Annotated in this window: 18 protein-coding genes and 3 pseudogenes; 12 read left to right on the top strand and 9 right to left on the bottom strand. The window is 35.3% G+C overall.

The features are described 5' to 3' along the window. Position 1 precedes the first annotated feature (1 nt). The 4 genes and pseudogenes from L950_RS14280 (at position 2) to lepB (ending at position 3,087) form a co-directional block, all read left to right on the top strand. Complete coding sequence (locus tag L950_RS14280; RefSeq protein ID WP_021188017.1) at positions 2–727, top strand: DUF5683 domain-containing protein; 726 nt, start codon at positions 2–4, stop codon at positions 725–727. An 84-nt stretch (positions 728–811) separates the two neighbouring features. After that, positions 812–1,557: pseudogene (dapB, locus tag L950_RS14275) on the top strand (4-hydroxy-tetrahydrodipicolinate reductase). A gap of 107 nt (positions 1,558–1,664) precedes the next feature. After that, complete coding sequence (locus L950_RS33340) at positions 1,665–2,108, top strand: DUF5684 domain-containing protein (RefSeq protein ID WP_231577282.1); 444 nt, start codon at positions 1,665–1,667, stop codon at positions 2,106–2,108. After that, complete coding sequence (gene lepB, locus L950_RS14265; protein WP_231577281.1) at positions 2,101–3,087, top strand: signal peptidase I; 987 nt, start codon at positions 2,101–2,103, stop codon at positions 3,085–3,087. Before L950_RS33340 ends, lepB begins: the two co-directional genes overlap by 8 nt. A gap of 40 nt (positions 3,088–3,127) precedes the next feature. Here lepB and L950_RS14260 read toward each other — a convergent pair whose 3' ends face one another. Next, positions 3,128–3,844, bottom strand: a complete 717-nt coding sequence (locus L950_RS14260; RefSeq protein WP_021188016.1) for a pyridoxine 5'-phosphate synthase — start codon at positions 3,842–3,844, stop codon at positions 3,128–3,130. A 117-nt stretch (positions 3,845–3,961) separates the two neighbouring features. Here L950_RS14260 and cdaA point away from each other — a divergent pair, with 117 nt between their 5' ends. Beyond that, the gene (gene cdaA / locus L950_RS14255) at positions 3,962–4,756 is read left to right on the top strand and encodes a diadenylate cyclase CdaA (protein ID WP_021188015.1); all 795 of its coding nucleotides are present in this window, start codon (positions 3,962–3,964) and stop codon (positions 4,754–4,756) included. 47 nt (positions 4,757–4,803) lie between these two features. Here cdaA and L950_RS14250 read toward each other — a convergent pair whose 3' ends face one another. The 6 genes from L950_RS14250 to L950_RS14225 form a co-directional block, all read right to left on the bottom strand. Further along, positions 4,804–5,652, bottom strand: a complete 849-nt coding sequence (locus L950_RS14250) for a DUF2911 domain-containing protein (protein WP_021188014.1) — start codon at positions 5,650–5,652, stop codon at positions 4,804–4,806. Between the two features lie 113 nt (positions 5,653–5,765). Then, complete coding sequence (locus tag L950_RS14245; protein ID WP_021188013.1) at positions 5,766–7,493, bottom strand: DUF4091 domain-containing protein; 1,728 nt, start codon at positions 7,491–7,493, stop codon at positions 5,766–5,768. A 69-nt stretch (positions 7,494–7,562) separates the two neighbouring features. Further along, a complete protein-coding gene (locus tag L950_RS14240; RefSeq protein WP_021188012.1) occupies positions 7,563–8,858 on the bottom strand; it encodes a sugar MFS transporter in 1,296 nt (431 codons plus the stop codon). Between the two features lie 331 nt (positions 8,859–9,189). After that, complete coding sequence (locus L950_RS14235; protein WP_021188011.1) at positions 9,190–9,609, bottom strand: hotdog fold thioesterase; 420 nt, start codon at positions 9,607–9,609, stop codon at positions 9,190–9,192. Further along, positions 9,581–10,129, bottom strand: coding sequence for a DinB family protein (locus L950_RS14230; protein WP_021188010.1), 549 nt, complete (start codon positions 10,127–10,129; stop codon positions 9,581–9,583). Before L950_RS14230 ends, L950_RS14235 begins: the two co-directional genes overlap by 29 nt. Next, positions 10,110–11,339 (bottom strand): sensor histidine kinase, encoded by a 1,230-nt coding sequence (locus L950_RS14225; RefSeq protein WP_021188009.1) that lies wholly within the window; start codon positions 11,337–11,339, stop codon positions 10,110–10,112. The genes L950_RS14230 and L950_RS14225 overlap by 20 nt, the downstream gene beginning before the upstream one ends. Before the next feature lie 145 nt (positions 11,340–11,484). Between L950_RS14225 and gltX the strand changes: the two are divergent. Beyond that, positions 11,485–13,025: pseudogene (gene gltX / locus L950_RS14220) on the top strand (glutamate--tRNA ligase). A gap of 59 nt (positions 13,026–13,084) precedes the next feature. Here the strand turns inward: gltX and L950_RS14215 are convergent. After that, a complete protein-coding gene (locus tag L950_RS14215; protein WP_021188008.1) occupies positions 13,085–15,970 on the bottom strand; it encodes a DEAD/DEAH box helicase in 2,886 nt (961 codons plus the stop codon). A gap of 170 nt (positions 15,971–16,140) precedes the next feature. After that, positions 16,141–16,923, bottom strand: coding sequence for a diaminopimelate epimerase (gene dapF / locus L950_RS14210; protein WP_031286998.1), 783 nt, complete (start codon positions 16,921–16,923; stop codon positions 16,141–16,143). Positions 16,924–17,166: 243 nt separating this feature from the next. Between dapF and L950_RS14205 the strand changes: the two are divergent. From L950_RS14205 to L950_RS14185, 6 genes and pseudogenes are all read left to right on the top strand, one after another. Then, positions 17,167–18,712: pseudogene (locus tag L950_RS14205) on the top strand (Do family serine endopeptidase). 105 nt (positions 18,713–18,817) lie between these two features. Beyond that, on the top strand, positions 18,818–19,252 hold the full coding sequence (locus L950_RS14200) for a low molecular weight protein-tyrosine-phosphatase (RefSeq protein ID WP_031286997.1): 435 nt from the start codon (positions 18,818–18,820) through the stop codon (positions 19,250–19,252). Between the two features lie 183 nt (positions 19,253–19,435). Further along, positions 19,436–19,783: a hypothetical protein gene (locus L950_RS14195; RefSeq protein WP_021188004.1), complete on the top strand. Its 348-nt coding sequence runs from the start codon at positions 19,436–19,438 to the stop codon at positions 19,781–19,783. A gap of 9 nt (positions 19,784–19,792) precedes the next feature. Then, positions 19,793–20,383 (top strand): peptidylprolyl isomerase, encoded by a 591-nt coding sequence (locus L950_RS14190; protein WP_316930644.1) that lies wholly within the window; start codon positions 19,793–19,795, stop codon positions 20,381–20,383. Further along, the gene (locus L950_RS36590) at positions 20,311–20,544 is read left to right on the top strand and encodes a peptidylprolyl isomerase (protein ID WP_316930643.1); all 234 of its coding nucleotides are present in this window, start codon (positions 20,311–20,313) and stop codon (positions 20,542–20,544) included. The genes L950_RS14190 and L950_RS36590 overlap by 73 nt, the downstream gene beginning before the upstream one ends. 18 nt (positions 20,545–20,562) lie before the next feature. Then, positions 20,563–20,861, top strand: a 299-nt coding sequence (locus tag L950_RS14185) for an exodeoxyribonuclease III (protein ID WP_021188002.1), incomplete at its 3' end; no start/stop codon positions are given.

Raw genomic sequence — 20,861 nt, 5'->3', positions numbered from 1 at the left:
GATGTATAAAATAATCAGTTTATTCTGTTCTATATTTATCTTTTTTGCTGCGCAGGCACAGAAAGTTGATACAAAAGATAAAGTTGCTTTAAAAACAGTTACTGCAACAGATTCAACGAAAAAAGTATCGGCAGTGCAGGATACAACAAAAAAAGAGAGCCGTAGGGAACGAAAAAAAAGAGAGAAGGCTGAAGAAGAAGCAAAAACACCCAAAATCTTTAAAGATTCAACACGTCTTGCTATTGAAGCCAAAACCGTTACCGCATGGAAGCGATCTTTAGTTTTGCCAGGATGGGGTCAATATACCAATAAGGGATTATGGTGGATCAAGGTTCCTGTAATTTATGGGGGATTTGCAACCACGGTACTTGTGTTTGACTTTAATAACCGTTACTACAAAGAACTTCTTAAAGAGCTAGATTTTCGCTATGATAACAATGGTAAAATAGATAATCCAGCGTATGCTAATGCTTCAGAGCAAGGGCTTATCAGTGCAAAGGACTATGCACGCCGTAATCGTGATCTTATGGTGCTTTTAACTGTGGGGTTATACGGGTTGAATGTGGTCGAAGCTTATGTGGACTCAATGCTCAAGAATCGATGGAGTGTAAGGTCTGAAAAGGTCGCATTTACCATTAGACCAACTGTACTTCAGGGCCCATCAAACAATCTTGCATTTAATGCCGTTCCAACTATGGGACTGAAATTATCCATGAAAATAAAATAAAAATTATATAACTTAAAGCTGTATTTGTGCGCTGTCGCATAGATTTATTTGGTCTTCTTTATTTAAATATGATCTAAAATAGATATGAAAATAGTATTATTCGGCTACGGAAAAATGGGCCAAATCATAGAAAAATTTGCTCAAAAGAGGGGGCATGAAATTCATTTGATCGTCAACAGCGAAAATCGTAATCTCATTACAGTGGATGAATTGGGTGATGCAGATGTTGCAATTGACTTTGGTGTTCCACAGGCAGCGATAGCTAATATGGAACTTGCTTAGAAGCAAATCTTCCGATTGTAATGGGTACAACAGGCTGGTACGAGCATCTTGATACAATCAAGGAGAAATGTCTCTCTGTGGATGGGTCTATCTTATATGGTTCTAATTTTTCGATCGGTGTAAATATCTTTTTTCATATCAATAAGATGTTGGCGAAAGCAATTCAGCCTTATAAAGCTTACGATGTACAGGTTGAGGAAATTCATCATATCCACAAATTGGACGCACCAAGTGGAACTGCTATTACAATAGCGGAGGGTATCCTGAACAATAGCGACACTAAAACTTCCTGGGTTAATTCTGTCGTTGGCGATGGAGAAGAGGAGGTTATTCCGAAAGCAGATCAATTGCTAATAGAGAGTCATCGTATTGAAGAAGTTCCAGGAACTCATACTGTTGTATATAGTTCTGAAGTAGATCAAATTGAATTTAAGCATACAGCACACAGTCGTGATGGTTTTGCTTTAGGTTCAGTAATTGCTGCTGAATGGTTATTTGGAAAGCAAGGATTCTATCAGGTGACAGAAATGTTTGATTTTAATCGGTAACTAAGTTGCCGATTTTGCGTTAAAAAATAAGGATTCTGTAACGAATCCATAGTCTATTATACTAATTGAAATATTAGATTATTAAACAATAAAATTTTAAGAAGCTTATGTGGTATATTATTTTTGCGGTCTTAACAGTAGTTGCTCATTACGGGCTTTGGAAATTATTTGTTAAGGCAGGAAGACCGGGATGGGAAGCATTAGTTCCTTTTTATCGGGAATATGTGATGGCTCAATTGACAGGTCGTGCAAAATGGATTGTTGTTCTTTTGCTAGTCCCAATCGTAAATATTTTTATTTTCTATGGATTGTATTTGGACCTTATAAAGGCATTTGGGAAAAGAAGGTTCTGGGAAAATACGGCAGCAGTTTTAGCTCCTTTTATTGTATTGCCTCTTTGGGGAAACGATCCTCTAGTAAAGTATTTAGGAAACCCAAATTCAGAGGAATTTAAAAAGAAATATTTTTATAAAAAATCAATGGCCCGCGAATGCAGATGCGATTGTTTTTGCAACAGTTGCAGCATCTTTAATTCGTGGTTTTTTGATTGAAGCGTATATGATTCCGACCGGATCTATGGAACGGACGTTGTTAGTCGGTGATTTCTTGTTCGTGAGTAAGTTGAATTATGGACCCCGTATTCCAATGACACCTTTGGCATTTCCTTTTGCTCATCATACGATGCCATTGACAGGTGGGAAAGCTTATTCAGAATTGATAGAACTCCCTTATAAGCGTTTGCCTGGTTTTCAGGATATCAAAAGAAATGATGTCGTAGTATTCAATTATCCTATGGAGGCCGATGCTCCTTACAACAGACCGGTTGATAAACGTGAAAATTATATCAAGCGTTGTGTAGGGATGCCTGGAGATGAAGTTTCAATGGCAAATGCAGTATTTTTTGTAAATGGTAAGCCTGGTTTTAATCCGCCAGAAGCACAATTAGATTATATTGTAGTAACGGATCAATCTGGTTTGGATCTGCGTGTGATGAAAGAAAAACGATTAGAAATGTCTGATACCGGACAACCTAACATTTATCAAGTTTTTATGACAGCAGATGAGGCCGCAATGGTCAAAGGCTGGATAAATGTGAAGGAGGTCGTTCCTAATATTCGTAAAGCTGGAGAAAATGAAGACGCTTCATTTCCTCATGTTGCATCTCTAAACTGGAACTTTGACAATTTTGGACCTATTAAAGTTCCAAGTAAAGGCTGGACAGTTCAATTGGATAGTGCAACAATGCCAATATATGAACGTGCAATCACTGTTTATGAAGGTAATAAATTAGAAAATAAGTCTGATGGTATTTATATTAATGGTGTAAAAGCTAATTCTTATACTTTCAAAATGAATTATTACTGGATGATGGGTGATAATAGACACAATTCATTAGATTCTAGAGGATGGGGTTTCGTGCCGGAAGATCATATAGTGGGTAAAGCATTATTTACCTGGTTAAGTCTTGATGAACTCGGATCTGGACTATCGAAAATAAGATGGAATAGAATATTCAAAGGAATAGAATAAACATATCAACAAAAGAGGCTTTACATTTGTAAAGCCTCTTTTATTTAAGTGCGTTTAAGTATCTTTTTATCGTTTCTTCTAAGCCTAAGTACAGGGCATCAGCAATTAGAGCATGTCCTATGCTTACTTCTAACAATCCCGGAATATGTTCGTTAAAGTAAGTTAGGTTATTTAAATCTAAATCATGACCAGCATTAATGCCTAATCCTACCTCTCTCGCTTTTAATGCGGCATGAAAATAAGGTTTGATCGCTTCATCTCTTTCATCTAAGAATGCTTGTGCATATGACTCTGTATAAAGCTCAATTCGGTCAGTACCCGTTTCTGCTGCAGCCTCAACCATATCTTCATCTGGATCCACAAAAATAGAAACTCGAATACCTTGATCTTTAAATAGTTTGCACATATCAGTCAGATATGCCTTATTTTTAATAGTATCCCAACCATGATTCGAAGTAATCTGTCCCTCTGCATCAGGAACTAATGTTACCTGAGCAGGTTTGTTAGCCAAAACAAGATCTATAAATTTTTGTTCTTGACAATTACCTTCAATATTTAATTCTGTTTGAATATTGGCTTTTAAGTCAAAAACATCTGCATAACGGATGTGGCGTTCGTCAGGTCTTGGATGTACAGTAATTCCATTTGCACCAAAACGTTCACAGGCTAGAGCAGCTGCTAATACATTTGGATTATTTCCGCCACGAGAATTACGTAGGGTAGCAATTTTATTGATGTTTACAGATAATGCAGTCATGTTGATTTCAATCTTTTAAGTAAAAATACAAAACAATTTGCATGCTTACTCATATTAGCAACAATTTGCTTGATAAAGAACAGATTCTTAAATTGATTTTTTTTAACTTGCATCTATATGGAAGGATTTGATTATAGCCTTTTTAGAGGTTTCCGGTTGCTCGATGTTATCGATATTATTTTAGTAGCGATTATTATTTACTATGTATATAGTTTGATACGCGGGACCATTGCTGTTAATATATTAATTGGTGTCGCATTATTCTACGGTATATATATAATTGTTAAGCAGATGCATATGCGCTTGCTGACGGAAATATTTGGGGGCTTTATCTCTGTTGGTTCTATTGCCTTGATTGTTGTATTTCAACAGGAGATCCGGCGTTTCCTGTTACATATAGGGAAAAACATTTCGATGAAGCGAAAGAAGATCTTATGGTCTTTCCTAGTTAGTAAACGAACCGTTGCAAAAGATAATTCTGAACACATGAGACCCATTATAGAAGCATGTCGCAGCATGTCAAAATCCCGTACGGGTGCGCTATTGGTTTTTTCTAAATATTTTGATGAAGAATATTATCAAAGCAGCGGCGAGTACATCGATGCACATATTTCAAAGCGCCTCATTGAAAGTATTTTTAATAAAAATAGCCCCCTACATGATGGAGCTGTAGTTGTTGTTGATTTTAAAATTATGTCAGCTTCTTGTATTTTACCTTTATCAGATAGCGAAGATCTGCCTTTGCAATTTGGCTTACGACATCGTGCCGCGATTGGGGTGACAGAGGTATCTGATGCTGTCGCTGTTATTGTATCAGAGGAAACGGGTGAAATATCTTTTGCAAAAGATGGCAATGTCAATATGAATATTACACATGAGGAACTCGCAGAATTGCTGAAAGAAGAATTATAAAAAACGCCACTTTGAAAAAAAGTGGCGTTTTTTATAGCATAATATTATTATTTACCAGCTTCTTGGATCACCTGGTTATTTAATTTAACGTACTCAGCATTATTCCCTTTTTGTGCAATTTCTACTCCTTTTTGAGCTGTTGCAACTGCACCTTTTTTATCACCAGATTTTAATTGAATTTTAGCTTTCCAATAACGAACATATGGTGCATCAGGATTTTCTTTTTCAGCCTCATTTGCCCAAGCTAATGCTTTATTAAGATCTAAATTATTACTTAGATAAAATTGTGCAGCTTGTAGATAAGGTTTTTTATCACCTTTCATTGCTTGATCAATATTAGCTAAAATCTCCTTCGTTTGATCGGTTTTAATTGTAAATTTCGTGTATGTGTTTTCCCAAGCTAATGATAGTGTAGCCGAATTAGTTGTTACATTTTCAAATTGCATGGTAAAAGTTTCTACTTTATTAGAAAGCTTTGTGGATTTTACATTAAAACGAACTAAATCATCTTTCTTATCGTAGGTATAGGCTCCCCACTGATTACTGTTTTTTGTTAATATGATTGTCCAGTCACCTTTAGTTGGGATAGTTAAAATACCATATGTTCCTGCAGGAACCTTATTTCCTTCTATTGTAACTTCTTCTTCAAATTTAATAATAGGAAGGTTATTAGCACCTGTTCTCCAAACTTCATTGTAAGGAACCAAATTACCAAAGATAACACGACCGTTTATGTTCGGTCTTTGGTATGTAAGCGCTATGTTTTTAATTCCTAAACCTTGAGTAATCGAAGTCGTACTACTTGCTTGCGGCAATTTTACTTGAGCAAAAGAAGTTGTAGAGATACTAAATGTGAGTACCGTCGCGGCGCACAGTGTTAAAATAGATTTTTTCATTTTGGAAACGTTTAATTTTTCCTAATTTACTTGTAAAAAATCAGAATAAAGAATTTTGATTATTAATAATAAGAGCCGGTAAATCATCTTTATCGCTCTTATATTCTATATTTTTATAAACTGTTTAATAACTTTTGTGCTTCTTTCATTTGGTTTGGTATTGCTTTTTGATTGATGTTTTTATTTGTGAATCCAGCAATGGCATCATTTAATTTCTGTAATTGAGATGCTTTTAACTCTTTTTTCAAGATTCTTATTTTTTCAGAATCCTGAATCCCTTCAATTAATTTTTCGAAACGAATAGAAGTCATATTATCAGGATAAACAAAATAGGTATCGCCACCTAACCACGTTCCATAACGTGTATCTTGATTAGGATTTGAATTCCAGCAGTCAAATGCCCATCTTAAATAACCATCAAAACCTCTTTGAACACTGTGCCACGCTAACCACGTTGCTTCTTGATATCCAGAATTAGTAAAAGTGTTCGGGAATATTTCTGAACAGCATGTGTAAACAGTGGTTTTGTAACCTTTGTCCTGACGGGCTTTTAATACATCTGGAGCCATATCTTCTCCTAGAGTAATACTATAATCTGCAAATTCATTCGAAATTTGTGGATGATATCCACCGGCAAGAGATGATTTGAATTGGGGATCAGCTTCTTTGATAATAGCAATAGCACGTTTCATATCTTCCTGGGGTCTTTCATCCATGGCAATGGTTGTCCATTCGAAGTATCCTTTTTGTTTAAGGTGCTTTGCGAAATCTTTTAAAAGAGGTAACCAATGTGCTCTATATTTTGGATCATCAGTTTTTATTTTTAAAATTTCATATTTTCCAGTGTTTTCATCAAAATATTGGAAATTCATATTCCATGGAATCATGCTATAACAATTGATATATTCTGAAATTCCAATTTCACGCATGAAACTTACCCATTTATCAAAAATACTGTAATCATATGACCAAGAACCGTCCTTCTTTTTAGTCCATTTGATCATAGCTTGGTATTTATCATACGTTTGACCATTCCAAGGATCGTTGATGATACTTGCAGTGATATTTTTCTGACCAGCATCGCGTAACCTTTCATAATATGGTTTCATGGCACTGAAGTGTGCAGGAGACCATAGCTCGACGTTATGATGCCGAGCAATAGAGTAGGGGTTTTGCCATAGATCTAAATGATAAGCCCAATCTTTTGCTTCAGGAAGTATATGTGATAATACCTCTACTGTATAAGGAATAGTGGTGTTATAATTTTTACCTTTTAGTGTAAGTGATCCTTTATAGATTCCAGGAGCTGCATCACGAGGAACTTGAATACTTAACCAGAGGGGTCTGGTGGTATTTTTATCATATTCAAAACTTGACTGATTGGTGATACGGTCTGCAACTAAAGCCGAATCTAGTATTTTACTGATACCGCATCCATTTTTTAAATCTCCAGGAAGGTCTGTCATTACATAAGAAATATACCCAGTAGTAATATCTTTTGTTCCGATTTCCTGCCCTTTGCTATTTTTTAACGGTGAAGAACTCACTTCAATTTTATCGTGATTTTGGTTACTCCAAAAGACTAATTGTGTATGTACTTTCTCACCTCTCCAAGCTTTTGTAATCCATGATTTACTTAGTGTTTCTAGGGTGGGTGGGTTTGTTTTGGAATAACTATAATCAGCTGTGCTAAAAGAAAAGTTATTATTCTCTTTTAGACTGTTCCATTTTTCAGTTGTTTGAGGGGCTTTTGGATCTTTTAGTTCATTTATTCTTTGGGAATAGCCCTGTTGTGCATAAACGAATAGACCAAATAGTAAACAATAAAACGATTTTTTCATATTTAGGTGGATAAGAAAATAGCGATTATTTCTTAAAAATAATCGCTATTTGATTGTAATTAGTATTTTTTATTTCTGTCCGACTCTGTGGCCCTTTGTTGCGAAGTATAAGATATACAGATAAGCAGGAACCATAGCATAAAGAAATGCATGTTGAAAGTCAACATGTAAATTATCTTTTAAGTAACCATAAATTAGAGGCCAAATAGCTCCTCCGGCAATACCCATAATCATGATGGCTGATCCTGTTTTAGTAAAACGGCCTAGACCTTTAATACCTAGTGGGAAAATAGCAGGCCACATTAAAGAATTGGCAATACCTAAAAGGGCAACGAAAATGAATGAAGTGATTCCAGTTGTAAATACAGAAATAACAGTGAATAAAATACCAACAATAGTACAAACTCGTAATGCTAATTGTTGAGAAACAAATTTTGGTATTGCAATAATACCAACAATGTAACCTAAAAGCATACATCCTAATGTGAATGTTGTCGCATAGGTAACTAATGCACCATGGATATTTAATTCTCTTGCATAAACACCAATAATATCTCCAGCCATTACTTCTACAGCAACACAGAAAAAGATAGCTAAAGAGCCTAAGAATAGGTGTGGGAATTGGAATACACTTGTTTTTTTCTCTTTAAGAATAACTGCCCCATTCTCATCAGTATGTTCTTCTTCTGCATTTACATCCACCTCAGGTAAATGTGTTATTTTAATAACGATCGCAAATAAAACAAAGATAACAGCTAATGTAATGTATGGTGTATGTACACGTTGTAATAAAGAATCTAGAATGGCATTTTTAGCTTCCATATCTACTGCGGCATCCAATTTGGCTGTTATAGCAGAAGAATCTTTTAAGAATAATGTACCAAATATTAATGGAACAATAATACCTGCAGATTTATTGAAAAAGCCAGCAATAGATATTCTTTGTGCAGCACTGTCAATAGGGCCTATGATACTTAAATATGGGTTAACAGCAGTTTGTAGTAATGCCATTGCAGAACCTTGAACAAAAATTCCTGTTAAGAAAAGAATATAGCTTCTACCATCTGCAGCAGGAATGAAAATTAAAGAACCAACTCCAAGTAAAATTAAGCTGAGAACTAATCCATTTTTAAAACCAATTTTTTTCAAAATCCAAGAACTTGGGATTGCTAAAAAGAAGTAAGCGATGTAAGAAGCAAATGTTACAAAAAAGGCTTGTAAATCTGTTTCTAAATTACAGGCAATCTTTAAGAATGGGATAAGTGTTCCATTTGCCCAAGTGACAAATCCTAAAATGAAGAATAAGGCACAACACATAGCCATGGGGCGAAATGCTGTTTTTCCTGAATTTGGTTGAGAATTCATTTTTTTAGTATCAATTAATTGTTTTTTAGATTATAAAATTAGAAAATAATGATTTTTATAGTGTCTCTATTCAAGATGTGCTTACACAATCGATTGATATTGGTTTATAATAAAAAATCATGCTTTCCATTACAAGACTAATTAAATAAATTCAATATAGGAAATAAAAAGAAGTGGTTTTTGAGATTATTTAGTAATATTTTCATTAGAAAAAAGGAGCATTATACCTAGTATAATACTCCTTTCTTGTAAAAACCGTATTTGTAAACCAATCCAGTTGGCTTCATTTATATTTAAGACAAGTAATAAGAACAAATGTTTTAAAATAATTTTATTTTGGTATAATAGCGACTGTCAATCTGGAAATACAGTTTAAGTTACCCGATTCATCTGCAATTCGTACATCCCAAATATGAGTTGGTTTGCCAATGTGTACAGCTGTACAAACTGCGGTTACTAATCCTGTAGCAACCGGTCTCAAATGATTAGCATTAATCTCCAATCCCACGCCTTTATAAATATCTGGATCAATAATCAGATTGGATGCGATACTTCCTATTGATTCGGCTAGTACAACAGATGCTCCGCCATGCAGGATTCCAAATGGCTGTCTTGTTTTGTCATTCACGGGCATCGTTGCAGTAATGGAATGACTATCGATTGCCGTCGCTTTAATTTCGAGCAGACCGGTCATATATTGAGAGAGGATACCGTTTATCTGCTCAATGCTGTAATTCTGAAACCAAATCATGGACATTGTTTGAGTTGAAATAACGCTCTTGAATAATTATGCGGTGATGATTTAGGTGTCCGGCAATCACATATAATAAAGCTTTTACACTTGTGAGTCTTTCTGACGCCATTCCTTTTCTCTCTAATTCTGCCTCATTGAAGTTTTCGAAAAGAAACATATTTGCTTTTCTAAGATGTAGAAACTCTTTACTTAGAGAGGCTAATGTACGTTCGCTATATCTTGAGTTTTGGATAAAGTATTCTTGATCATACCCCAAAAGTTCTTTCATATCATTTCGAGAGAAGCGTAGGGCACGGTAAGCCATAATACGTTCATTATCCAAAATATGCCCTATTACCTCTTTAATAGACCATTTATCTTCTGCATAACGGTAATCGCCTTTTTCTTCAGGTATGGTATCTAGGAACGCTGGAAAGGATAAAATTTGTTCTTCCAGTACTTCCATGACATCGCCGACAACGGTCTCAATGTACGTGGAATACACCGCTGGGTATTCATCAGATTTCAGTGGGTTCATATGTTAGATTACTTTTTAATATTATTCTAAATGTTGTTCCTTTTCCTATTTCCGAGTCTTTGACAAAAATGTGGCCTTGATGATAATGTACCATTCTTTTGGTTAAACTCAGTCCCAATCCCCACCCTCGTTTGCGCGTGGTGAAACCTGGTTGAAATACCGTTTCAAAATTTGATCTGGGAATTCCTTTACCTGTATCACTAATGTCTATAAAAATTTCCTCTTTCGCAATATTTTCAGATATTTTAACAGTTATCTTTCCTTCTGATGCAATTGCGTTAACGGCATTTTTCAGAAGATTCTCAATAATCCAATCAAATAAGGGAATGTTTAGTTTCGCTTCAACATGTTTGTCACCCGTGAGCTCGAAGAGAATCTTGTCACTTGTTCTTACTTTGAAGTAACGAATGTAAGCGGCTATCACCTCATAAACATTCGCATTGTGAAGAACAGGTGTTGAACCAATTTTGGAAAAGCGATCGGCGACGATTTCTAAACGTTTAATGTCATTTTCCATCTCATTTAAAGTTTCGTCATCTTCTGCATCGAACTTTAATTTAATAAGCTCAACCCAGCCCATTAATGAAGAAATCGGTGTGCCGAGCTGATGAGCAGCTTCCTTAGTCAAACCTACCCAGACTAAATTCTGTTCTGATTCTCGAATAGAATTAAAGACGGTATATCCAATAATTAGAAAGATAGCGATTAATGATAACTGAATATAAGGAAACACACGAAGTTGTTGTAGAAACCAGGAGTCTTTGTAATATACCATCCATTTTGCTCCATTGTCTAAATTTAAAATAATAGGAGCATGGCTTTTCTTCATGAAATTGAGTTGCTTCTCAAAGTAATGTGGATCGTAATCCAAATGATGGTTCGAGCTATCTTTTGCTGTTGTTTTAATGTTGGTTTTGGTCGAATCTAAATCCCTCCAGAATACAATATTATCCTTTTCATCGGTAATGATTGCAGGAACTGCTAGACTATCTCTTACCGAGTAGACGAACGTTATAAATTCATCGTCAACATCTGGCATGGTCATAATACTTTTTGTACTCATTGCCCATACTTCTGCTTTTGTTCGCTCTACCTTTGATAAATTTCGAACAAGATAATTTGTGTACAAAAGCGAAGCCGCCGCGATGATGGCCGCGAAAATAAGCAAGAAAAATTTCCAACGTTGTTGGTTGTATTGATACGGATTCATATAAGTGATCAGGAATCTTGTTGCCGCAAATTAAGTAATTAAATGAAATTTACCTTTATCGGCAACATTTATCTATTCATAAACTCCCTGTTTTATTATTTTATTGTGGTTATCAGTGCTATAGTTTCATTGAAATGAAAATTTTGTGGTAATTTTGTGTCATGAGTCTGAAAGAAAAGTAAGAGTGCGTTTTGCACCAAGTCCTACAGGTGGATTGCACCTTGGAGGAGTTCGTACAGCTTTATTTAATTATTTGTACGCGCGTAAACATCAAGGAGATTTTATTTTGCGTGTTGAAGATACCGATCAGACACGATTTGTTGCTGGTGCAGAAGAATATATTAATGAATGTTTAGCTTGGTGTGGCTTAACACCAGATGAAAGCCCTCTTAAAGGTGGCGATTTTGGACCCTATCGTCAAAGTGAACGAAAACCTTCTTATCGCCAATTTGCGGAACAATTGATAGAAAAGGGATATGCTTATTATGCATTTGATACTTCGGCTGAATTGGATGAACAACGAAAAGAACAACCGAATTTCCGTTACAGCCATGAAAATAGATTGAAACTTAGAAATTCATTAAGTTTATCACAAGAAGAAACAGCAGAACTATTAGCCGCAGGTACACCCCATACGGTTCGTATCAAAGTACCAACAGATGAAACCGTTTCTTTTAATGATATGATTCGTGGACAAGTAAGTTTTGATACTAATCTTATTGATGATAAGGTTTTGTTAAAAGCTGATGGAATGCCTACTTATCACTTAGCTGTTGTCGTCGATGACAAAGCAATGGAGATTTCTCACGTTTTCCGAGGGGAAGAATGGTTACCTTCTGCTCCTGTACATGTTTTATTATGGGAATATTTAGGATGGAATGATGAAATGCCAAAATGGGCACATTTACCATTAATATTGAAGCCCGATGGTAATGGTAAATTGAGTAAGCGTGATGGTGACCGATTAGGTTTTCCTGTGTATGCTATGAATTGGAAAGATGCGCAATCAGAGACTGTAACGCAGGGATTCCGTGAAATGGGATTTTTGCCGGAAGCATTTGTCAATATGTTAGGTGTACTGGGATGGAATGATGGCACAGAACAAGAATTGTTTTCTTTAGATGAATTGATCGCAAAATTCTCGGTAGAGCGTATTAGTAAAGCTGGAGCAAAATTTGATTTTGAAAAGGCGAAATGGTTCAACCATGAGTGGATCAAAAATCGTCTAACGAGGATTTATTGCCACAGATTAAAGCCCTGTTAACATTGCATAACGTGCAAAAGGTAGACGATCATTTTGTTACTGAAGTTTTAAGTGCAGTGAAAGAGCGTTTGACTTTTGTTTCGGATTTTTGGGAACAAGCATCATTCTTCTTTGTACAACCAGAAAATTATGACCTAGCTGCTGTTAAACCTAAATGGTCTGCTGAGAAAACGGATTTCTTTCAGAAAGTTAATAGCGAATTTGGTGAATTTGAGTCTTGGGATGCTTCAGCATTGGAAGCGTACTTTAAAGGTGCTATTCAGGAGTCAGGCATGAAAATGGGTGAATTGATGATGCCTTTCCGTATTATGTTAGTGGGAGGTAAATTTGGTCCAGATGTGTTCCAAATCGTTTCATTATTAGGACAAGAAGAAGTAATAGCTCGTGTTAATAAAGCTTTAGTAGCTTTTACAGCTGAATAAGAGCACTGATATATATGATAAGCCCCCCATGCGTTGTATGGGGGGCTTTTTTTGAGCAACTAACCCAGTAGCTCTTGAATATCTTCTGAAGAGAGTGATTTGATAAAACTTTCTTCAGTGGTAATTAAACTTTGAGCAATGGAACGCTTCCTGTTTTGCATTGCAAGTATTTTCTCTTCGACAGTATCTTTTGAGATGAATTTGTATATAAAGACATTTTTTGTTTGTCCAATACGGTGAGATCTATCAACAGCTTGTTGCTCCACAGCAGGATTCCACCATGGATCTAAAATAAATACATAGTCCGCTTCAATAAGGTTTAGGCCTACACCGCCGGCTTTGATGGATATTAAAAACAGCTTGGTGTCTTTATCTTCTCTAAATTGACTAACAGCTTCGTCCCTATTTTTTGTGCTTCCATCCAAGTAGGCATAATTAATACTTTTTTTGTCAAAATAGCTTCTGAAAATATTCAACTGCTTGACGAATTGAGAGAAAATCAATACTTTATTACCATTTTGAAGTACTTTTTCAAGTGTTTCAATGACAGTATCGAATTTACCCGAATTGCCTGTGTATTCCTGATCAACCATTTTCGGGTGGTTGGCAAGTTGTCTCAATTTAATCAATCCTTGTAATAATGCGATCTGATTTGATTTTGCTTTTCCTGCGAGCTGATTGTCTAAAATGGCATTACGATATTCCGATTTAACCTTTTCATACAGTTCATGCTGTTTCTCTGACATTTCGCAGTAAAGGACCTGTTCCGTTTTTGGAGGTAATTCCGTTGCTACTTGATCTTTAGTTCTGCGTAAAATGAACGGTTTAACTATAGTTTGAAGTCTTTTTGCTTTTTCTTCATCCTTTTTCTTTTCGATTGGTTGAACAAATTCTTTTTGAAAATAAGTATAACTACCCAAGAGGCCTGGATTTGTAAAATGCATCTGTGTCCATAAATCAGAAACTGAATTTTCTACGGGTGTTCCGCTTAATGCTAATTTATGTTGACTTTTTAGACTTTTGATCGCTTTAAATGATTTTGATGTTGGATTTTTAATGTTTTGACTTTCATCAAGAATGATATAGTTGAAGTAAAACTGATTTAAAAATTCCTCATCAATACGAGTGATACCATATGTAGTAATGACCAGATCATACGGAGAAAGCAACTGTGGGTCTTTTAATCTATTATTTCCCGTATGCAGATAAATCTTAAGATCAGGAGCAAATTTAGTAGCCTCATTTTGCCAATTGTAAATTAATGAGGTTGGCAATATTAGTAAAGATGTTCTGACAGCATGGTCTGCTATTAATATTTCTTTTTGATGTTGCAGTAGGGCTAATGTTTGAATAGTTTTACCAAGACCCATATCATCTGCCAAGCATCCTCCAAATTTATATTGCTGTAAGAAATTGAACCAATTGTAGCCAGCCCTTTGATAAGGTCGGAGTTGACCATGAAAATTTTTAGGTAATGGTGCATCAGCGATTTCTTCGAAATCAGCTAATTTTTTTAATTTTCGACTAAAGGTAAGTTCTGTATGTTCACTGATTTCATACAGCAAGCCTAGATGAATTTTATTTAATTTTAATTCATTCTTATCCCTAGAGAATTGAAATAAGTGATTGTATTGTGCAAACCACTCTTCAGGTATCATCGCGATCTCTCCATTGGGTAAAGTAAATTCTTTAATGTTATGAAGAATATGATGACGCAATTGAATAAAAGGAATTTCAAAAGGACCAAATTTTGCGATCGCTTTGATATCAAACCAGTCGTTATCCTCATTGATGGATATATCAATGGAAGTTTGGCCGATGAAGAATTTCTTTTCGGCTACATCCTGAATGATTTCAAACCCTTTTTCCCGCAATACCAAATCATTTTGACTTATCCAATCAAAAATAGAAGGCCGTTTTCCAAGTATTTCTTTTGGCAGTAAATCATTAGAGTGGGGATATAGTTTTTCTAAACCAAGCTCAGTAATGATCTTTGCCTGATTTTCTTCCCAAATAATCGATCTTTTTATACGATGGAAAGTATACAGATCATTTTCCTCATCATATTCCATACGAACATTGACCTTATTGTCTTTTCCAGACGAAAAGATATAAGGCCCATATTGAAACTGCAATTCAACATGCGAATCACCTTCCTCATGATAGATTAATTTTAATATTGGGTTGGCATTATGTTGATGGGTTTTGATCTCAAAGCCTTCAGCATATACATTATATTTCTCTATTAAGCTACAAACAAAAGTTTCAAAATATTTTTTCTCGGTACTTCTGGATACAGATATGAATCTTTTATTTAAAAAAGGGCTGAGTTTTTTCCCCTCTAATTGTTGGTCGAAGTGGAATAGGGTATTGTTTAAAAGTAGCCAAGCTTGTTCATTGACAATGACTTGTGCGTTCTTAAACATGAATTCCATACGATGGTCTTCATATTTAATCGTTGGAAAATAGCGGGTTTCCTCTTCATTTCTTCTAAAATGGAAAAGTACGGAAGCGGGTTGAGGAGCAATCAATAGTTTTTGATCTGCAGGATAACCATCTTTGCTCATGAGGAATATAGGCTTCTCTCCAACAAGGGCAAAGAATTGTAACAATACCTGATCAATTTTTGTTCTTAATAATTCATACAGATTTTTATCAAATACTTTTGAAAAAAAGTCTACGGGTCTTATTGCTTTTTTATGGAACTTTTTAATAAGGCTTGTTTGCTCAATTTCATCTAATAATCGGATTAATTTATAATCCAATTCATCGACCGCTTGCGCATATTCATTGACTGTATTGCTAAATACGCGTTGATATCGAAGTGAATATGTCCCATTTGGATTTAACTTAACCACATGTGGTTCTATTAAATAGCCCAAGTAAGGATGTTCGCAGATTGAATAAACAATTCGGTGTGATGAAGATAACTTTGTTTGTTGCATTAATATATTCGTACCTCTAAAAAGGTTTCTAATATACAGATTAATCTATATGATGTGGCTAAAATTTGTTAATAAATTTATGCTCAATGAACATAAACGTGGATTTTGTTTATGTTCATCAAGTAATATTTGACTTTTTAATAAATTTTTGGTCAGTCAAAGATGGGGAATTAAATCATTCCTTCGAAAACAAATGTGGCAGGGCCCTTCAGGTAAACTTCTGTAAAGGAAGTTCCGTCTTTAAGAAAGGAAATATACAATTGACCTCCTAATACACGGATAGGTATTGTTATTTGTCCATTTAGATTTTCGTGGAGAGCTATAGTCATCGCTGCTGCAGTTGCTCCGGTGCCACAAGCAAATGTTTCATCTTCAACACCTCGTTCAAATGTACGTAAGAAATATCCGGAGTCGCCTTCTTTTTCGATAAAATTGACGTTGATACCCACTGTTTTGTAGATCTCATTGTTTCGAATCTCATAACCTGCCTTGAAAACATCTAAATCAACCAGATTATGCATAAACTTAATATAGTGAGGGGAGCCTGTATTGATCACGTATGCCTCTTCATCACGGCTTATTTCTTGAACATCAATCATCTGCAGGTCAATCAAATTATTTTCTAAATTGGCATGATGACTTCCATCTACTGCCAAAAAGGCAGTTTTGTCAGATATTAATTTGAGATCTCTAGCAAATGCAACAATACACCGGCCCCCATTGCCACACATAGTTCCTTCTCGTCCATCCGAATTGTAATAAATCATCTCAAAATCAAAGTTTTCTTTTTCTTGCAATAACATCAGGCCATCTGCACCGATACCAAATCTTCGGTCACAAAGCTTTTGTATCAAACCCTCATTCTTACTGTCGAAATGAAGCTTTCTATTATCAATTAGAATAAAGTCATTGCCGGCGCCTTGGTATTTTGAAAATTTAATTTTTGATTCCATTTGAGTGATTGTATCTAGCAAAATTAACTTTTCTGTTACAGATAACATAGGGAAAGTTAAGTTTTGTTAAAATAGTCTTTCATAGGCTTTAATTAACATTTTTTAACGTGTCTAATTTGCAGAGAATATTGAAATGGTACTAGATTTGAAAAGTATCTGTTATATTTATGTAGAATAAATTTTCGGGATAAATATCAATTTGAAGTATATCATATTTAATAAAAAATTTAGAAGCTATAGTTTATGAACAAAGTAAGTTTAACTTTATTAACAGCAGTCTTCGGTGGAGCCGTAGCCTTGGGGGTTATAAGCTTTTTGAAAATAAAAAGTTTGAAGGAATGTCTATCGAAGACAAACAGAAAGTATATTTTGCGAACAATCCAACTGGAGTGATGTCCTCAACAGGAAATCCTGATTTTACACAAGCTGCTGCTATTGTGTCTCCGGGGGTAGTTCATATTAAAACAACATATACGAGACAAGCGCCTCAAGGTGGTGGATCGGGTTCTCCTTTCGACATGTTTGAAGAGTTTTTTGGAACACCGCAGGGCCGTGGTCGTCAACAGAGACAGGCACAACCTGTTCAAGCGTCAGGTTCTGGAGTAATAATAACAGAGGATGGTTATATTGTAACAAATAATCACGTTGTGGAGGACGCCGATAAGATTGAGGTTGTCTTGACAGATAAACGTTCCTTTGAAGCAAAAGTAATAGGTCGCGATCCAAATACGGATTTGGCCTTCTTAAAGTGACGGGTAAAGGTTTGCCTGTCGTGAAGCTAGGGAACTCGGATAATGTCAATATCGGAGAATGGGTTTTAGCGGTAGGATATCCACTGGGATTACAGTCTACAGTAACTGCAGGTATAGTGAGTGCTAAAGGTCGTCAGATTGGGATCTTAGGTGAAAGTCAACAACAACCAAGAGGATATGGCAATCAGGACCAACCTCCTGTGAATTCTTCAATTGAGTCTTTTATCCAGACAGATGCCGTTATTAATAGAGGTAATAGCGGGGGAGCATTGGTTAATGCACAGGGTGAGTTAATCGGTATTAATTCAGCAATAGCATCACCAACAGGGGTTTATGCTGGATATGGTTTTGCAATACCAGTTAATTTAGTTAAAAAAATTGTTGACGATTTTATTGAGTTTGGAAATGTTAAGCGTGGATACATTGGTATTACCTTTACTGAAATTACACCAGAGTTAGCGAAAGAAAAAGGATTTACAGATGTGAATGGTCTGTATGTTCAAGATATCGTTAAAGGTGGAGCTGCTGAAGCTGCAGGAATTCAGAAAGCAGATTTGATTACGAAAATTAATGGTAAAGTGATTACTTCTTCGCCAGTTCTACAAGAAACAATCGGTAGATTACGTCCTGGAGATAAAGTTAAATTAACGTTTAAGCGCGATGGAAAAGAGAAAGAGGTGACGGTAACTTTAAAAGGCGAAGAAATTAATAAAGCTGCAGCTGGTGATAAATCAAGTAAAAGTGCTACCGAAATTTATAATAAGTTAGGTGCTAGCTTCATGCCTGCTTCTAGTGAGAAGAAAAAAGAATTAGGAATTAACTCAGGTGTTGTAGTGACGCAAATAAATAAAGGTGGTGTATTTGAATACTTTGGAGTAGAAAGAGGATTAGTGATAACAGAGGTGAATGGGGTTCCAGTTAATAATGTTGACGAAATTGAAGCGGCATTAGGTAAAACAAAACGTAATATTGTAAGCTTAAAAGGAGTTCCTGAGCGTGGAAGTACTGTTATTATTAATGTTCCTATTGAATATTAATTAGATTTTAGGTTGGTTATGGAAAGGTGGTTTCGGAATCGAAATCACCTTTTTTTAGTTTATATATACCACTTATAATAGCAATATTATCATTATTTTTAAGGCATGAAAATTTTAATGGTTTGTTTAGGAAATATTTGTCGCTCACCATTGGCACATGGTATTCTGAGCCATATGGCAAAAGAAGAAGGTTTAGATTGGACAATTGAATCTGCTGGAACAGGAGACTGGCATATTGGTGAAAGCCCAGACCGTAGATCTATCGCTGTGGCTAAAAAATATGCAGTAGATATTTCACAACAAAAGGCAATGCATTTTAATCCTCGTTTATTTGAAATCTATGATCATATTTTGGTAATGGATCACCAAAATTATAAGGATGTCGTTGCACAGGCATCAACAAAAGAAGAAAAAGATAAAATTGCTTTATTTTTAGTTAATGATATTGTTCCCGATCCCTATTTTGATGAAAGCTTATTTGAACCTGTTTATAAGATGATCGAAGCTCGTTGTAAAGAATTAATCAAAGCGTGGAAGTAATAATATGAAATGTCTAGAACCCCATATTTTCAGGAGATAGGTACATCTTGCTAATCTCGCGCTGAGATCTACTTGAGGTAAAATTGATAATCTAAATGTACTATGTTTCATATTCACATTTATATATTAGTATATAAATTACAATTTATCTAAGTTTGTCTTTATATCTAAGATTGTCTTTATATGAATGCATCAGAAGTAAATAAGAAATGGGTGATTTTGCAACATGAGATTGCACAGTCATTTGATATGGATCTACCAGATTTAAAAGTGTTTTTATTTCTGATAGGTGTCCAGGAATTAGGGAAAGGACCGCAGACTTTTTCAAAAAGAGAAAAAGAAGAGTTGATGCATATAGCTAATTGCCGACTTTTTAGTGCAATGGGCTTTTATGAGCTTAAGGGGTTGGACGAACAAGGATGGCCACATTGGGAATTGATTAAGCCTATTCCTAATTATACATTGCTTGAACAAGAGTTGATCATAAAATCATTGATCATTGATTATTTTCAAGAGTTAAATGTAATTTAATAAAACGTAATGAAAAGAATTGTTTTAAGTTTATTTTTTTGTGCTTTATCGATCGTAGTATTTGCCGCAAAGCCTGCGTTTAAATATGTACGTATTCAAACAGATAAAGGAGTAGTTGTTTTAAAATTGTATAATGAAACACCTAAGCATCGGGATAATTTTATAAAATTGGTGAAAGAAAACTATTTCGACAGTTTATTGTTTCATCGTGTTATACAGAATTTTATGATTCAAGGTGGAGATCCTGATTCAAAAAATGCCAAATCAGGACAACTGTTAGGTGATGGTGGTCCAAGTTATACAATTCCTTCAGAAATACAATCGGGATTATTTCATAAAAAAGGTGCTCTTGGTGCCGCACGTGACGATAATCCGGCAAAAGCTTCCTCTGCGTCACAGTTTTACATCGTACAAGGTAAGAAATTTACGAATGCAGGTCTGGATAGTTTAGAAACTTTACGAATGAAAGGCGTAAATTTACTGAAGCACAACGCACAACTTATACAACCGTGGGTGGTACTCCGCATTTGGATGGAAATTATACGGTATTCGGAGAGCTGGTCAATGGAACGGAAGTTATCGACGCGATTGCCGCTGTAAAAACGGATAAAAATGATCGTCCTTTAACAGATGAGCGTATGTATGTTAAATTATTAACGAAAAGAGAAGCAATTAATTTGGAACGTGAATTAAAGGGTTTAAAACCTCAGAACGGTTTCTTTACAAAGATTGCAGATTTATTTTCTTCTCAAAATTATTAAGCTTCAAAAAAGATTACTGTGAAAATAGTTACTTATAACGTCAATGGTTTACGAGCTGCCATAAAAAAAGATTGGTTAGGTTGGGTAAAGGAAGTAAATGCAGATGTTATATGTTTGCAGGAGATAAAAGCCACTCCAGATCAAATTCCTGAAATAGCATTGCTGGAACAGCTCGGTTATGAACATTATTGGTACCCTGCTCAGAAAAAAGGATATAGCGGTACCGCTATATTTACTAGAATAACACCAAAACATGTTGAGTATGGATGTGGACATGAGGATTATGACTTTGAGGGACGAATTATTCGTGCAGATTT

This window comes from Sphingobacterium sp. IITKGP-BTPF85, assembly GCF_001006065.1.
Classification (GTDB): domain Bacteria; phylum Bacteroidota; class Bacteroidia; order Sphingobacteriales; family Sphingobacteriaceae; genus Sphingobacterium; species Sphingobacterium anhuiense.
Note: the sequence above shows the minus strand (reverse complement) of the source record. Positions and strands in the feature narration are given on the sequence as shown.

What these genes read in the sequence shown, in the direction of transcription:
- L950_RS14280 (WP_021188017.1), top strand. Translation starts at nt 2, where the DNA reads ATGTATAAAATAATCAGTTTATTCTGTTCTATATTTATCTTTTTTGCT.
- L950_RS33340 (WP_231577282.1), top strand. Translation starts at nt 1,665, where the DNA reads ATGTGGTATATTATTTTTGCGGTCTTAACAGTAGTTGCTCATTACGGG.
- L950_RS14260 (WP_021188016.1), bottom strand. Translation starts at nt 3,844, where the DNA reads ATGACTGCATTATCTGTAAACATCAATAAAATTGCTACCCTACGTAAT.
- cdaA (WP_021188015.1), top strand. Translation starts at nt 3,962, where the DNA reads ATGGAAGGATTTGATTATAGCCTTTTTAGAGGTTTCCGGTTGCTCGAT.
- L950_RS14250 (WP_021188014.1), bottom strand. Translation starts at nt 5,652, where the DNA reads ATGAAAAAATCTATTTTAACACTGTGCGCCGCGACGGTACTCACATTT.
- L950_RS14245 (WP_021188013.1), bottom strand. Translation starts at nt 7,493, where the DNA reads ATGAAAAAATCGTTTTATTGTTTACTATTTGGTCTATTCGTTTATGCA.
- L950_RS14240 (WP_021188012.1), bottom strand. Translation starts at nt 8,858, where the DNA reads ATGAATTCTCAACCAAATTCAGGAAAAACAGCATTTCGCCCCATGGCT.
- L950_RS14235 (WP_021188011.1), bottom strand. Translation starts at nt 9,609, where the DNA reads ATGATTTGGTTTCAGAATTACAGCATTGAGCAGATAAACGGTATCCTC.
- L950_RS14230 (WP_021188010.1), bottom strand. Translation starts at nt 10,129, where the DNA reads ATGAACCCACTGAAATCTGATGAATACCCAGCGGTGTATTCCACGTAC.
- L950_RS14225 (WP_021188009.1), bottom strand. Translation starts at nt 11,339, where the DNA reads ATGAATCCGTATCAATACAACCAACAACGTTGGAAATTTTTCTTGCTT.
- L950_RS14215 (WP_021188008.1), bottom strand. Translation starts at nt 15,970, where the DNA reads ATGCAACAAACAAAGTTATCTTCATCACACCGAATTGTTTATTCAATC.
- dapF (WP_031286998.1), bottom strand. Translation starts at nt 16,923, where the DNA reads ATGGAATCAAAAATTAAATTTTCAAAATACCAAGGCGCCGGCAATGAC.
- L950_RS14200 (WP_031286997.1), top strand. Translation starts at nt 18,818, where the DNA reads ATGAAAATTTTAATGGTTTGTTTAGGAAATATTTGTCGCTCACCATTG.
- L950_RS14195 (WP_021188004.1), top strand. Translation starts at nt 19,436, where the DNA reads ATGAATGCATCAGAAGTAAATAAGAAATGGGTGATTTTGCAACATGAG.
- L950_RS14190 (WP_316930644.1), top strand. Translation starts at nt 19,793, where the DNA reads ATGAAAAGAATTGTTTTAAGTTTATTTTTTTGTGCTTTATCGATCGTA.